The organism is Streptomyces sp. NPDC005004, assembly GCF_053600675.1.
Genome location: NZ_JBSGAH010000001.1, coordinates 286,307 through 300,271 on the forward strand (window position 1 = coordinate 286,307; position 13,965 = coordinate 300,271).

Below are 13,965 nucleotides of genomic sequence, written 5' to 3' on the forward strand. Positions count from 1 at the left end.
GGAAGGGGGCTGGGTCAGGCGGAACGCCGACAGCCCATGCTCGTGACGCGCACGTAGTCCACGTGGCGGCGGCGAACGAGCATCGGAAGCATGGGCCAAGAGTACTGCGATGCCCGGAATACGGGTGTGACGGTCGTCACCTTCCCGTCGGGTCTCCCCGCCTCGGAACTTGCCCCATCTGCCACGCCTGCCTGGGTCTACTCCCCCAGCGCCTCGTCGAGCAGCACCGCCCACTGGGCCACGACCCGCTCGCGGCGGGCGGTGTCGTCGGTGAGGAGGGTGGCGAGGCCGAGGCCGCGGGCCATGTCGAGGAGGCCCTGGACGGTTTCGCGGACGCCGGGGCGGGACTCGTCGGCGTCGAGGAGTTCGACGGCGATGCGGTGGCACTCGCGGCCGACGCGCGCCTCCAGTTCCGTCACGCGGCCGCGCAGTTGCTCCTCGTTCGAGGCAGCCACCCACAGGTGCAGGGCGGCGCGGAAGAGCGGGCCGGTGAAGAGGCCGATCAGGGCGGAGATCACGGCGCGCCGGTCGCCGGGGCCGTCGGGGAACAGCTCGCGCAGGGCGACGGAGCGGCTCTCCGCCACGTACTCGACGGCGGCGGTGAAGAGGTCCTCGCGGGTGGGGAAGTGGTGCTGCGCGGCGCCCCGGGAGACGCCCGCGCGCTCGGCGACGACCGCGACCGTGGAGCCCGCCCAGCCGTACTCGGCGAGGCAGGCCACGGCGGCTTCCAGGAGCCGCTGCCGGGTGGCCCGGCTGCGGTCCTGCTTGGGTACGCGGTCGCGTTCCGCCGTACTCACACCACCCATGCCGCATCCCGTCTTTCCAGGAAGGCCGTCATCCCCTCCCGGGCCCCGGGGGCGGAGAACAGCCGGGCCGAGAGGGCGGTCAGGTCCGCCGCGTCCCGGTCGAATGTCTCCAGCACCCTAGCCGTGAGCAGCCGTTTCGTCGCGGCCAGGGCGTCGGGCGAGGAGCGGCGCAGGCCGTCGAGGACGGGTGCGAGGAGGTCGTCCACGTCGCCGTCCGCGTCGTCTCCGGCGGCGGTGAGCAGACCGAGGCGTACGGCCTCGGCGGGGCCGAAGCGCTCGCCGGTGAGGTAGTAGCGGGCGACCGCGCGCGGGTCGGCGCGCGGCAGCACCGGCAGGGAGATCACCGCCGGGGCGACCCCGATCCGTACCTCGGTGAAGGCGAAGGTGGCCTCGCGCGAGGCGGCGGCGATGTCGCACGCGGCGAGCAGCCCGAGCCCGCCCGCGCGGACATGCCCGGTGACCCGTGCCACCACCGGCTTGGGCAGCTCCACGATCTGCCGCAACAGCGCTACCAGCGCGTCCGGTTGAGGCGGGTCGCGCAGATCGGCACCCGCGCAGAAGGTGCCTCCGGTGTGGGTGAGGACGACCGCCCGGACACCGGGGTCCTTCGCGCAGTCGGCCAGGGCGTCGGCGAGCGCGGCGACCAGGGGTGCGGAGAGGGCGTTGCGGGTGTCCGGGGAGTCCAGGCTGAGCCTCTCCACGGCCCGTTCGCGGGACCGTCCGACAAGGGTCATGAGCGCTCCCTCAGTTCGCGGCGCAGGATCTTCCCGGAGGCGGCGCGCGGCACGGAGCCGACGAAGGTCACCCGACGCACTCGTTTGTACGGCGCGACGTGCTCGGCGACGTACGACATCACCTCGTTCTCCTTGAGTTCGGGCGCGGCCTGGCGGCGGACGACGAAGGCGTGCGGGATCTCGTTGCCCTCGTCGTTCAGGGCGCCGACGACGGCCGCGTCCGCGATGCCCGGGTGGGTGAGCAGCAGCGCCTCCAGTTCGGCGGGTGCCACCTGGAAGCCCTTGTACTTGATGAGTTCCTTCACCCGGTCCACGACGAACAGCCAGCCGTCCGCGTCGACCCGACCCACGTCCCCGGTGTGCAGCCAGCCGTCGGCGTCGATCGTCTCGGCGGTGGCGTCGGGCCGGTTGAGGTAGCCCTTCATCACCTGCGGGCCCCGGATCAGGATCTCGCCGGCCTCCCCGGCGCCGAGGTCCTTGCCGGGGTCGTCCAGGGACACGATCCGCATCTCGGTGCCCGCGATCAGCTTGCCCGCGGTGCCAGGGGGCGCCTCGCGCAGCAGGTCGAGCGGGACGACATGGGTGCCGGGCGACAGCTCGGTCATGCCGTACGCCTGCCCCAGCGGCGGCAGCCCGAGCCGCTCGGCGCAGGCGGCGGCGAGGGAGGCGTCCAGCGGGGCGGCGGCGCTGATCACGTACTTCAGCGAGGAGAGGTCGTAGCGCTCGACGGAGGGGTGCTTGGCGAGGGCGAGGACGATCGGCGGGGCGACGTAGAGGCCGGTGATGCGGTGGGTCTCGATGGCCGCGAGGAAGGTGTCCAGCTCGAAGCGGGGCAGCACGACGACGGTGGCGCCCTGCCGCAGGGGCGCGTTCATCAGGGCGGTGAGGCCGTATATGTGAAAGAGCGGGAGTACGGCGAGGATGCAGTCGCCGGGCTCCGCCTTCACGGCCGGGTCCAGTTGGGCGAGGTTGGTGACGATCTGCCGGTGGGTGAGCATCACGCCCTTGGGCACACCGGTGGTGCCGGAGGAGTAGGGCAGTACGGCGATGTCCTCGGCCGGGTCGAGGGCGATCTCCGGCTCGGGCCCGTCGCTCGCCAGCATGTCGACCAGGGAGCGATGGCCGGGCGCGCTGTCGCACACGATGATCTCCCGTACCCCGCCCGCGAGTTCGGCGGCCCGGCGCGCGGCCGGGAGCAGCGGGGAGACGGTGACGATCCAGCGGGCCCCGCTGTCCTCCAACTGCCGGGCGAACTCCTCGGGTGTCGCGAGCGGGTGGGCGGTGGTGACGGTGGCGCCCGCCCGGGTGGCCGCGTAGAACGCCAGCGGAAACGCCAGGGTGTTGGGGCTGTGCAGGGCCAGCACGTCTCCCTTGCGCACCCCCGCCTCCGCGAACGCCGCCGCCAGCCGGCGGTGGAACCGGTCCAGTTGCTCGTAGGTCAGGGTCGTGCCGTCGGTCCCGTCGATGAGCGCGGGCCGGTCCCCGAAGGCGGCGGCACCGCCCAGCACCGCGTCGTGGACGGGGAGTTCTACGGGCGGTACGTCGTCGTACGCACTGTGGAACACGGTTCCTCCAACCGGCGTGTGCCTAGTAGGACTTGGGGAGGCCGAGGGTCTGATGGGAGATGTAGTTGAGGATCATCTCCCGGCTCACCGGAGCGATCCGGGCCACCCGGGCGCCGGTGACGAGGGAGGCGAGGCCGAACTCGCGGGTGAGACCGTTGCCGCCGAGGGTGTGCACGGCCTGGTCGACCGCCTTCACACAGGCTTCCCCGGCCGCGTACTTGGCCATGTTGGCGGCCTCGCCCGCGCCGACGTCGTCCCCGGCGTCGTAGAGCTGGGCGGCCTTCTGCATCATCAACTTGGCCAGTTCCAGGTCGATGTGGGCCTGCGCGAGGGGGTGCGCGATGGCCTGGTGGGCACCGATGGGGACGTTCCACACCGTGCGCTCGCGGGCGTACTCCACGGCCCGGGCGAGGGCGTAGCGCCCCATGCCGATGGCGAACGCCGCCGTCATGATCCGCTCGGGGTTCAGCCCGGCGAAGAGCTGAAGCAGCCCGGTGTCCTCTCCCCCACTGCCGAAAGCGTGGGAGGTGCCCCCGCCCACGAGGGCGTCGGCGGGCAGCCGTACGTCGTCCAGGACCAGCTCGAACTGCTTCTCCGCGGCGTTGACCTCCATGTCGATCCGGTTGCGCGTGAAGCCGTCCGCGTCGCGCGGGACGATGAAGAGGCAGGGTTTGAGCCGGCCCGTGCGGGCGTCCTCCGTGCGGCCGACGATCAGCGTGGCGTCCGCCTGGTCGACGCCGGAGACGAAGACCTTGCGGCCGGTGAGGAGCCAGTCGTCGCCGTCGCGGCGGGCGGTGGTGGTGATGCGGTGGGAGTTGGATCCGGCGTCGGGTTCGGTGATGCCGAAGGCCATCGTGCGGGTGCCGTCGGCCATTCCGGGGAGCCAGGCGCGCTTCTGGTCTTCCGTGCCGAAGCGGGCGATCACCGTTCCGCAGATGGCCGGGGAGACGACCAGCATCAGCAGGGGAGATCCCGCCGCTCCCAGTTCCTCCAGGACTATGGAGAGTTCGGCTATCCCGCCGCCTCCGCCGCCGTGTTCCTCGGGGAGGTTGACGCCGAGGTAGCCGAGTTTGCCTGCTTCGGACCACAGTTCCGTGGGGTGACGTCCCTCGCTTATGGCGCGCGTCATGTAGTCGCGGCCATAGCGGTTGCCCAGGGCGGAGACGGCCTTGCGGAGTGATCGGTGTTCCGCGGATTCGACGAGCGGGGTCATTCTTTTCCTCCGGTTGCGGCTTGTCCGTGGCTGGTCGCGCGGTTCCCCACGCCCCTCAAGGGCGGTTGTTCTCGACCACCGCCAAGAGGGCTCCCATCTCCAGTTGCTGTCCCACGGCCGCTCGGAGCGCTGTCAGCGTGCCGTCCGTCGGGGCCGTGATCAGGTGTTGCATCTTCATCGCCTCCAGCCAGATCAGGGGCTGGCCGGACTGGACCTCGGTGCCCTCGGTCAGGTTCTCCGCGACGCGGACGACCGTGCCGGGCATGGGGGCGAGGAGGGAGCCGGGGGCGTGGGCGGGGCGGGGGTCGGGGAAGCGGGGCAGGGCGGTGAGCGGGGTGGTGTTGACGTACACCCGGTCGCCGTGCCGGGCGATGTCGAACTTCCGCTCCACGCCGTCCACTTCGAGGACGACGAGGGTGGGTTCGGCGCGGACCACGCGGACGCCGTCCGCCGTCGGGCCGGTCCGGGTGTGGCGGTAGGACGCCTCGGTCTCCTCGCCCGCCATCTCGTACCGCTTCACCTGCGGGGCCGAGGGCACGTTGCGCCAGCCGCCGAAGCGCGAGCCGGAGCGGGTGCGGCTCGCGGCGTCCGCGAGGGCGGCGGCCAGGGGGGCGTGCGGGTCGGGGGCGGGCTCGGTGAGGGTGGCGAGGTGACGGTCGTAGAAGCCGGTGTCCATGCGGGCGGCGGTGAACTCCGGGTGCCGCAGCGAGCGGACGAGCAGGTCGCGGTTGGTGACCGGGCCGTGCACGGCGGCCCGGTCCAGGGCGCCCGCGAGGGCGCGGACGGCCTCGGCGCGGGTCGGGGCGTGGGCGACGGCCTTGGCGAGCATCGGGTCGTAGTGCACGCCGACCGTGTCGCCGTCGCCGTATCCGGCGTCCAGGCGTACGCCCGGTACCGCGAGCCGGTGCAGGGTGCCGGTCTGCGGGGCGAAGCCGTGCGCCGGATCCTCGGCGTAGAGGCGGGCCTCGACGGCGTGCCCGCGCGCGGTCGGCGGGTCGAGGGGCAGGGCGTGGCCCTCGGCGATCCGGATCTGCTCGGCGACCAGGTCGAGCCCGAACACCGCCTCGGTGACGGGGTGTTCCACCTGGAGCCGGGTGTTCATCTCCAGGAAGTGCGCCCGGCCGTCGGCCACGAGGAACTCGACGGTGCCCGCGCCCTCGTACGACACGGCACGCGCGGCCCGGACGGCCATCGCGTACAGCTTCTCGGTGAGCGCGGCCGGCAGCCCCGGTGCCGGAGCCTCCTCGATGACCTTCTGGTGGCGGCGCTGGAGGGAGCAGTCGCGGGTGCCGAGGGTCCAGACGGTGCCGTGGGTGTCGGCGAGGATCTGCACCTCGACATGGCGCCCGCGCTCGATGTACGGCTCGACGAACACCTCCCCGTCCCCGAACGCGCTCGCGGCCTCGGCGCGGGCGGCCTCCAGCGCGCCGGCCAGGTCCTCCAGGCGGCGTACGACCCGCATCCCGCGCCCGCCGCCGCCCGCCGCGGCCTTGACCAGCACGGGGAGGTCGGCGGCGGTGAGGTGGCCCGCGTCGAGCGGGGCGACGCCCATCAGTTCCTTGGCGCGGGTCTTGGACGCCATGGCCTCGATCGCCTCGGGCGGCGGCCCGATCCAGACCAGCCCGGCGTCGAGGACGGCGCGGGCGAAGTCGGCGTTCTCCGAGAGGAAGCCGTAGCCGGGGTGCACGGCGTCCGCGCCCGCCGCGAGGGCCGCCTTCACGATGAGGTCGCCGCGCAGATACGTCTCGGCGGGTGCCGCGCCCGGCAGGCGTACCGCTGTGTCGGCCACACATGTGTGCAGCGCACCCTCATCGGCGTCGGAGTGTAGGGCGACGGTGCTGATGCCCAGGTTGGCGCAGGTGCGGAAGATCCGGCAGGCGATCTCGCCCCGGTTGGCCACGAGCAGGGTGGAAATCATGGGCCTCACATCCGGAAGACGCCGAAGCCGCCACGGGCGCCCTGATACGGGGCGGTGTGTATGGCGGACAGACATATGCCGAGGACGGTTCGGGTGTCGCGGGGATCGATGACGCCGTCGTCGTAGAGGCGTCCGGACAGGAACATGGGCAGCGACTCGGACTCGATCTGCTGCTCCACCATGGCGCGCAGCGCGGCGTCCGCCTCCTCGTCGTACGGCCGTCCCTTGGCCGCCGCCGACTGCCGGGCCACGATCGACAGCACCCCGGCGAGCTGCTGGGGTCCCATGACGGCGGACTTGGCGCCGGGCCAGGCGAACAGGAAGCGGGGGTCGTAGGCGCGACCGCACATGCCGTAGTGCCCGGCGCCGTAGGACGCGCCCATGAGCACGGAGAGGTGGGGCACCTTCGAGTTGGAGACCGCGTTGATCATCATGGCGCCGTGCTTGATGATCCCGCCCTGTTCGTACTCCTTGCCGACCATGTAGCCGGTGGTGTTGTGCAGGAACAGCAGCGGGACGTCGCGCTGGTTGGCGAGCTGGATGAACTGGGCGGCCTTCTGCGACTCCTCGCTGAACAGCACCCCGCGCGCGTTGGCCAGGATGCCGACCGGGTAGCCGTGCAGCTCGGCCCAGCCGGTGACCAGGCTCGTGCCGTACAGCGGCTTGAACTCGTCGAAGTCGGACGCGTCGGTGATGCGGGCGATCACCTCGCGCGGGTCGAAGGGGGTGCGCAGATCGCCGGGCACGATCCCGAGCAGCTCCTCGGGGTCGTACTTCGGCGGCTCGGCGGGGCCCGGATCGCCGTGCGCCTTGCGGTGGTTGAGCCGCGCGACCACCCGGCGGGCCTGGCGGATCGCGTCCCGCTCGTCCACCGCGAAGTGGTCGGCGAGGCCAGAGGTGCGGGCGTGCATCTCGGCGCCGCCCAGCGACTCGTCGTCGCTCTCCTCCCCGGTCGCCATCTTCACCAGGGGCGGACCGCCGAGGAACACCTTCGCCCGCTCCTTGACCATGATCACGTGGTCCGACATCCCGGGGATGTACGCGCCGCCCGCCGTGGAGTTCCCGAAGACGACGGCGACGGTCGGGATGCCCTCGGCCGACAGCCGGGTGAGATCCCGGAAGATCGCCCCGCCGGGGATGAAGATCTCCTTCTGCGACGGCAGATCGGCGCCGCCGGACTCGACCAGGCTGATGCAGGGCAGCCGGTTGACGCGGGCGATCTCATTCGCCCGCAGCGCCTTCTTCAGACTCCAGGGGTTGCTGGCACCGCCCCGCACGGTCGGGTCGTTGGCGGTGATCAGGCACTCCACGCCCTCCACCACACCGATCCCGGTGACGAGCGACGCCCCGACGGTGTACTCACTGCCCCAGCCGGCCAGCGGTGACAGCTCCAGGAACGGTGTGTCGGGATCGAGCAGCAACTCGATCCGCTCCCGCGCGAGCAACTTCCCGCGCTTACGGTGCCGGGCCACATATTTCTCCCCGCCACCCGCGAGCGCCTTCCCGTGTTCGGCCTCCAGCTCGGCCAGCTTGCCGAGCATGACCTCACGGTTGGCCTGGAAGTCGGGGGCGGTGGGGTCGAGGGAGGTGGGGAGGACGGTCATGAGCGGGCCTCCGGGGGACGGGGGGTGGGGGGCGGCGGCGTCTCCGGGACGGACGCGGGGGCGGCGGGGGCCGGGGTCGTGGTGGGCGCGGGACGGGTGACCGTGCCGGCTAAGGGGCGGGCGGGGCCGGTGGCGGTGCCGGCCGAGGGGCGGGCGGTATCCCGGATCGCCCCGGCCCTCACCACAGCCCCTCCGGGATGTCCACATGGCGGGCGCGGAGCCATTCGCCGAGGGCCTTCGCCTGGGGGTCGAAGCGGTGGCGGGCGGCCACTCCGGCGCCGAGGACGCCGGTGACGACGAAGTTGAGGGCGCGCAGCCAGGGCAGTACGTGCCGGGTGACGGGGAGGTCGCGGGCCTCGGGGATGAGCTCGCGGAACCGGTCGACGGTCAGCTCGTGCGCGAGCCAGCGCCAGGCGTCGTCGGTACGCGCCCACACCCCGACGTTGGCGTCCCCGCCCTTGTCGCCGCTGCGGGCCCCGGCGAGCAGTCCGAGGGGGGCGCGGCGGGTGGGACCGCCTGACGGGAGGGGCTCGGGGAGGGCCGGGTCCGGTACGTCGTCGAGGTCGCGCGTGTCCTGGGGTGGTGCCACCTGGATGCGGCGACCGTCGTGGAGTACTGCCGTGTGGTCGACGGCACCATGGGGCACGTGCACACCCTCGAAGACCCCATAGGGATCGCCCTTTCCGGGTGGTGCCAGCACATGGAAGCCGGGGTAACTGGCGAGGGCCAGCTCGATCGCGGCCCCGCTCAGGGCGCGACCCACGACCTGGGGGTCGCTGTCCCGTACGACGAGCCGCAGCAGGGCCGCAGCCGTCTCCTCGGTGCCGGCATCGGGCCGGTCGGTGCGTACGAGTTCCCAAGCGGTCTCCGCCGGAGGCGCCTTGGCCAGCGCGTCGCTCATCTGCTCGCGCACCAGCTCCGCCTTGGCCTCGATGTCGAGCCCGGTCAGGACGAAGGCGACCTCGTTGCGGAACCCGCCGAGCCGGTTGAGTCCGACCTTGAGCGTGGGCGGGGGCGCCTCTCCCCGTACGCCGGTGATCCGCACCCGGTCGGGGCCGTCCCGGTGGAGCCGCACGGTGTCCAGCCGGGCGGTGACGTCGGGGCCCGCGTATCGCGCGCCCCCCGTCTCGTACAGCAGCTGCGCGGTGACCGTCCCGGTGTCCACGAAGCCGCCGGTGCCGGGGTGTTTGGTGATGACGCTGCTGCCGTCGGCGTGGATCTCGGCCAGCGGAAAGCCGGGACGGCGTACGTCGCCGTCCCCGAAGAACGCGTAGTTCCCGCCCGTCGCCTGCGTCCCGCACTCCAGCACATGTCCCGCGACCACAGCCCCGGCGAGCCGGTCGTAGTCCCCCGGCGCCCAGCCGAAGTGCGCGGCGGCGGGCCCGGTGACGAGGGCGGCGTCGGTCACCCGACCGGTGATCACGACGTCGGCTCCCGCGCGCAGACACTCCGCGATGCCGAAGCCGCCGAGGTAGGCATGTGCGGCGAGCACACCGGGGTGGGCGGCGGTGAGGTCGTCCCCCTCCACATGTGCGACACGCACGGGTATCCCCAGCCGGTGCGCCAAACCCCGCACCGCGTCCGCGAGTCCCGCCGGATTGAGCCCGCCCGCGTTGGTGACGATCCGCACCCCGCGCTCGTGCGCGAGTCCGAGACAGTCCTCCAACTGGCGCAGGAACGTGCGGGCGTACCCGGCGTTCGGGTCCTTCAGGCGGTCGCGGGCGAGGATCAGCATGGTGAGTTCGGCGAGGTAGTCACCGGTGAGGACGTCCACCTCGCCGCCGGTGAGCATCTCGCGCAGGGCGTCGGCGCGGTCGCCGTAGAAGCCGGAGAAGTTGCCGACGCGCAGGGGCGCGACGGGCTGGGGCGCGGCCTCGGCGGCCGGGCTCGCCTCGGGCGCAGTCACCGGCCCGCCTTCCCCGGTGCGCGCCCCGGTCCCGGAGGGCCCGCGAAGGCCTGGGCGATGTCCAGCCAGCGGTCGGCGTCCGGCCCCTCGGCGGCCAGCGCCAGGTCGGCACGGTGGGCGCGCTGGGTGACCAGCAGGCAGAAGTCGAGGGCGGGGCCGGTGACGCGTTGCGGGGCGTCGGGCGGGCCGTAGGACCACAGCTCGCCGGACGGGCTCACGAGTTCCACCCGGAACTCCTCTTCCGGCGGCGTCAGCCCGTGGACCCCGTAGGCGAAGTCCCGCGTCCGCACCCCGAGCCGGGCCACATGCCGGAGCCGGTCCGTAGGTGGCCGCACCACACCCAGAGCGGCCGCGACGTCCAGCCCATGGGCCCAGGTCTCCATGATCCGGGCCGTTGCCATAGAGGCGGCGGACATGTGGGGTCCGTACCAGGGGAACCGTGCCCCGGCCGGCGTCTCCCGCAGTGCCCGCTCCAGCGCGGCCCGGTCCGCGCGCCACCCCGCCAGCAGCTCGGCGGGCGCGAGCCGCGCCCCCTCCTCCGCGCCCTCGTCCACGAAGGAACCGGGCGCGGCGAACGCCTTCTCCACCAGCACCCGGAAACCGTCGGGATCGGTCACCGCGATCACCGCGGACCGGTCGGTCCAGGCAAGGTGCGCGATCTGATGAGCCACGGTCCAGCCGGGGGCGGGGGTGGGCAACGCCCACTGTTCCGCGCTCAACTCCCCCACCAGTAGATCGAGTTCATCACTCTCGGCACGCAAGTCGTCAATGACGGGCGTCGGGTCGGCCATGGAGGGGAGCATGGCAGCGACCCCAGAAACAATCAAGCGTGCTTGCATGATAAAAATCGGCCACCTCCCCGCCCCCGCCGCCCGGTACCTTCGCCCGATGCGCGAACTGACGACGACCGTCGACCTGCCGGCACTCCTGCGTACGGCACTGGGCGTACCCGCCGAGATCACCGGCGTCGAGCGACTGCGCGGCGGCAGCAAGAAGGGCGTGTACCGGATACGCCTCGCCGGGACCGGACCCGCCGCCGTGATCGTCTACCGGTGGGCACCGGACGAGGACTTCTGGCCGCACAACGGCGGTGAATCCCCGACGGACCCCCTCACCCCCGCCACCGGTCTCGCCCCCTACCTGGCCGCACACCGCGCCCTCCAGGAGGCGGGCGTCCGCACCCCGGAGCTGCTCCACACGACCGACCCGGGAGGAGCCGGTTCCGGCACGACCGACTCCCCCACCGCCGACCTCGCCGTCGTCGAGGACCTCCCCGGCGGCACCCTGGAGTCGCTGCTGACCGAGGACCCCGCCCGCGCCGCCGCTCCCCTGGCCGAACTCGCCCGCGCCCTCGACCACATGCGACACGCCCAGGCCCCGCACTACGGCCGTGTGGGCAACCCACACCCCTCCGACGTCGATCCCGACCGCACCCCCGCCGAACAGCTCGTCCTCGACCGCGCCCTGCGCGACCTCACCGAGGCCGCCTCCCGCGACACCACGATCCACGCGGCGCACGACCGCCTCGCCACCCGCCTGCACGACCTGCGCGCCCGCGTCCGCCCCCGCGCGGCCTACGGCCTCGTCCACGGCGAACTCGGCCCCGACCACGTCCTCCTCGACTCCGACGGGCACCCCGTCCTCATCGACATCGAGGGCCTGCTCCACTTCGACGTGGAGTGGGAGCACGCCTTCCTGCGCCTCCGCTTCGGCGCCCACCACGACCGCCTCGCCCGCCCGGACCTGGACCCCGGCCGGCTCGCGCTCTACGCCCTCGCCCGGCGTCTCTCCCTGGTCGCGGGCCCCCTGCGCCTCCTCGACGGCGACTTCCCCGACCGCGAGGCCATGCTCGGCATCGCGGCTCACAACGCGCGGGCGGCCCTGGCCACCCTGGAGTGACCGGCGAGCCGGACCGCGCTCGGGCTTCGGCTCAGGCTTCCGGCGCTCGCGTGGGGACCGAGGTGCGGCGCGTCTGGGTGCGGACCGCGCCGATGCTCGCCGCGATGACCAGGGCGATGGCCGCCGCCTGCATGGCGGACAGCGTCTGGTCGAGGACGAGGAAGCCCGCCGTGGCCGCGAGAGCCGGTTCGAGGCTCATCAGGATGGCGAAGGTGGGGGCGGGCAGGCGGCGCAGGGCGAGGAGTTCGAGGGTGTAGGGCAGCACCGAGGAGAGCAGGGCGACCGCCGAGCCGAGGGCGATGGTGGTCGGGTTCAGCAGCCGGGTGCCCGCACCGGCGATACCCAGCGGGAGGAAGAGCAGCGCGGCCACCGCCATGGCGAGGGCCAGCCCGTCGGCCTGCGGAAAGCGGCGGCCCGTACGGGCACTGAACACGATGTAGGCCGCCCACATGGCGCCCGCGCCCAGGGCGAAGGCCATACCGATGGGGTCGAGCGTGTCGAAGCTGCCCCCGCCCAGCAGGAAGACACCGCCGAGGGCGAGCCCGGCCCACAGCACGTTGACGGCGCGGCGGGAGGCGAGGACGGAGAGGGCCAGCGGGCCCAGCACTTCGAGGGTGACGGCGGGACCGAGCGGAATACGCGCGACCGCCTGGTAGAACAGCCCGTTCATCCCGCCCATGGTGATACCGAAGACGATCACCGTGGTCCAGTCGGCGCGGGAGTGGCCGCGCAGCTTGGGGCGGCAGACCACGAGCATCACCACGGCCGCCGCGAGCAGCCGCAGCAGGACCACGCCGAGCGCGCCCGTGCGGGGCATCAGCGTCACCGCGAGCGCGCCGCCGAACTGGACCGAGATCCCGCCGGCCAGCACCAGGCCCACCGGTCCGAGCGAGCCGAACCCGCCCGGCCCGTCCGGCGGCGACGGCCGCGCGCCGGTTGCCGGAGTGGTCGTGCTGGAGGTGCTGACGGGAGTCACGGGCGGTCCTGAGGTCGGGCTCGGAACGGATCTTGTGCATCATGGTGTACTGCCTGGTCCACGGTAATGGACCGCCGTCAGGTGTGTGAAGCGATTTCACGGCTGTACGACCGACCGTCCCGGATGCTGAGAAGCGACCCGGCGCCCATCCCTGGTCCCACCCCTGCGACCAGCGGTTTCAGCGGCGGCGCAGATACGTCTCCAGCGCTTTGTGCAGCAGCCGGTTCAGCGGGAAGTCCCACTCGCCGACGTACTCCACCGCCTCGCCGCCCGCGCCCACCTTGAAGCGCAGCAGGCCGAGGAGGTGATCGGACTCCTCCACGGTGTCGCCGATGCCCCGGAAGTCGTAGACGTGCGCGCCGCTCTCGTGGGCGTCGGTCATCATGCGCCACTGCAGGGCGTTGCTGGGCTGGACCTCGCGCCTGCGGGAAGTGGAGGCGCCGTAGGAGTACCAGACGTGGCCCCCGACGGTCAGCATCGTCGCCGCCGCCAGCACCTCCCCGTCGTGGTGCGCGAGGTACAGCCGCATCCGGTCGGGGTCCTCGGCGGTGAGCGCGGTCCACATGCGCTGGAAGTACGGCAGCGGGCGCGGCACGAACCGGTCGCGCCCGGCGGTCTCGGTGTACAGCTCGTGGAAGGCCGGCAGGTCCTCGTGGCCGCCGCGCACGACCTTGACGCCCGCCTTCTCGGCCTTCTTGATGTTGCGCCGCCACTGCTGGTTGAGACCGCGGTGGAGGTCGTCCAGGGAGCGCCCGGTGAGCGGGACCTGGCACACGTACCGGGGCTGGCCCGCCGCGAACCCCTCCTCGGCGCCCGGCTCGGCCTGCCGCCAGCCCATGCGGCGCAGCCGGTCGGCCAGTTCGCGGGCGCGGGGGTCCTCCGAGGTGGGCTCGGCGTCGCACAGCCGGTGCGCGGCCGGGTCCGCGATGGCGGCCTTGACCGCCTCCGGGCTCCAGCGCCGGGCGACCACGGGCGGTCCCATCTTCACCGTGAAGGCGCCACGCGACTTCAGGTAGGTCAGCAGCGGGGCGAGCCAGCGCTCCAGGTCCGGGGCGTGCCAGTCGATGACCGGACCCTCGGGGAGGTAGGCCAGATACCGCCTGACCTTGGGCAGCGGCCGCAGCAGCACCAGACCGACCCCGACCAGGCGTCCGTCCTCGGCGAACCAGCCGAGGCTCTCCGCCGTCCAGTCCGGCTTCACCTCGCCCCAGGACGGCATCTGCATGTGGCTGGCCGAGGGGAGGGACGCGACGAAGGACAGATGCTCGGCTCGGGTGACGGGACGCAGGGTGAGAGTCATGCGCGGGACTCCTTCACGGTCGCTGTGCGCTCACCCTACGAGCG

11 protein-coding genes are annotated in these 13,965 nt (G+C 72.9%); 1 reads left to right on the forward strand and 10 read right to left on the reverse strand.

Going from position 1 to position 13,965, the window contains the following annotated elements:
• Positions 1 to 197 precede the first annotated feature (197 nt).
• From ACWEEU_RS01305 to ACWEEU_RS01340, 8 genes are all read right to left on the reverse strand, one after another.
• Complete coding sequence (locus ACWEEU_RS01305) at positions 198 to 806, reverse strand: TetR/AcrR family transcriptional regulator (protein ID WP_385747372.1); 609 nt, start codon at positions 804 to 806, stop codon at positions 198 to 200.
• Positions 794 to 1,540, reverse strand: coding sequence for an enoyl-CoA hydratase family protein (locus tag ACWEEU_RS01310; protein ID WP_385747374.1), 747 nt, complete (start codon positions 1,538 to 1,540; stop codon positions 794 to 796). The genes ACWEEU_RS01305 and ACWEEU_RS01310 overlap by 13 nt, the downstream gene beginning before the upstream one ends.
• Positions 1,537 to 3,105 carry a 4-coumarate--CoA ligase family protein gene (locus ACWEEU_RS01315; RefSeq protein WP_451727215.1) on the reverse strand — a complete coding sequence of 523 codons (1,569 nt, stop codon included), beginning with the start codon at positions 3,103 to 3,105 and terminating at the stop codon, positions 1,537 to 1,539. Before ACWEEU_RS01315 ends, ACWEEU_RS01310 begins: the two co-directional genes overlap by 4 nt.
• Before the next feature lie 22 nt (positions 3,106 to 3,127).
• On the reverse strand, positions 3,128 to 4,318 hold the full coding sequence (locus tag ACWEEU_RS01320) for an acyl-CoA dehydrogenase family protein (RefSeq protein WP_451727218.1): 1,191 nt from the start codon (positions 4,316 to 4,318) through the stop codon (positions 3,128 to 3,130).
• Positions 4,319 to 4,373: 55 nt separating this feature from the next.
• Positions 4,374 to 6,236 carry an ATP-binding protein gene (locus tag ACWEEU_RS01325; RefSeq protein ID WP_451727221.1) on the reverse strand — a complete coding sequence of 621 codons (1,863 nt, stop codon included), beginning with the start codon at positions 6,234 to 6,236 and terminating at the stop codon, positions 4,374 to 4,376.
• Between the two features lie 5 nt (positions 6,237 to 6,241).
• The gene (locus ACWEEU_RS01330; RefSeq protein WP_385747382.1) at positions 6,242 to 7,840 is read right to left on the reverse strand and encodes an acyl-CoA carboxylase subunit beta; all 1,599 of its coding nucleotides are present in this window, start codon (positions 7,838 to 7,840) and stop codon (positions 6,242 to 6,244) included.
• 178 nt (positions 7,841 to 8,018) lie between these two features.
• On the reverse strand, positions 8,019 to 9,746 hold the full coding sequence (locus ACWEEU_RS01335; protein ID WP_451727225.1) for an acyclic terpene utilization AtuA family protein: 1,728 nt from the start codon (positions 9,744 to 9,746) through the stop codon (positions 8,019 to 8,021).
• A complete protein-coding gene (locus tag ACWEEU_RS01340; protein WP_385747384.1) occupies positions 9,743 to 10,537 on the reverse strand; it encodes a TIGR03084 family metal-binding protein in 795 nt (264 codons plus the stop codon). Before ACWEEU_RS01340 ends, ACWEEU_RS01335 begins: the two co-directional genes overlap by 4 nt.
• 97 nt (positions 10,538 to 10,634) lie before the next feature.
• Between ACWEEU_RS01340 and ACWEEU_RS01345 the strand changes: the two genes are divergently transcribed.
• Positions 10,635 to 11,645, forward strand: a complete 1,011-nt coding sequence (locus ACWEEU_RS01345) for a phosphotransferase (RefSeq protein ID WP_451727229.1) — start codon at positions 10,635 to 10,637, stop codon at positions 11,643 to 11,645.
• A 31-nt stretch (positions 11,646 to 11,676) separates the two neighbouring features.
• On the opposite strand, the gene ACWEEU_RS01350 is transcribed toward ACWEEU_RS01345, so the two are convergent.
• Both ACWEEU_RS01350 and ACWEEU_RS01355 read right to left on the reverse strand, forming a co-directional pair.
• Positions 11,677 to 12,621 (reverse strand): EamA family transporter, encoded by a 945-nt coding sequence (locus ACWEEU_RS01350; RefSeq protein WP_385747388.1) that lies wholly within the window; start codon positions 12,619 to 12,621, stop codon positions 11,677 to 11,679.
• Between the two features lie 178 nt (positions 12,622 to 12,799).
• On the reverse strand, positions 12,800 to 13,921 hold the full coding sequence (locus ACWEEU_RS01355; protein ID WP_451727233.1) for a lipid II:glycine glycyltransferase FemX: 1,122 nt from the start codon (positions 13,919 to 13,921) through the stop codon (positions 12,800 to 12,802).
• Positions 13,922 to 13,965: the final 44 nt, after the last annotated feature.

Excerpts from the sequence above, each read along its gene's own strand:
- ACWEEU_RS01325 (WP_451727221.1), bottom strand. The coding sequence starts at position 6,236 with ATGATTTCCACCCTGCTCGTGGCCAACCGGGGCGAGATCGCCTGCCGG.
- ACWEEU_RS01330 (WP_385747382.1), bottom strand. The coding sequence starts at position 7,840 with ATGACCGTCCTCCCCACCTCCCTCGACCCCACCGCCCCCGACTTCCAG.
- ACWEEU_RS01340 (WP_385747384.1), bottom strand. The coding sequence starts at position 10,537 with ATGGCCGACCCGACGCCCGTCATTGACGACTTGCGTGCCGAGAGTGAT.
- ACWEEU_RS01320 (WP_451727218.1), bottom strand. The coding sequence starts at position 4,318 with ATGACCCCGCTCGTCGAATCCGCGGAACACCGATCACTCCGCAAGGCC.
- ACWEEU_RS01345 (WP_451727229.1), top strand. The coding sequence starts at position 10,635 with ATGCGCGAACTGACGACGACCGTCGACCTGCCGGCACTCCTGCGTACG.
- ACWEEU_RS01305 (WP_385747372.1), bottom strand. The coding sequence starts at position 806 with ATGGGTGGTGTGAGTACGGCGGAACGCGACCGCGTACCCAAGCAGGAC.
- ACWEEU_RS01355 (WP_451727233.1), bottom strand. The coding sequence starts at position 13,921 with ATGACTCTCACCCTGCGTCCCGTCACCCGAGCCGAGCATCTGTCCTTC.
- ACWEEU_RS01310 (WP_385747374.1), bottom strand. The coding sequence starts at position 1,540 with ATGACCCTTGTCGGACGGTCCCGCGAACGGGCCGTGGAGAGGCTCAGC.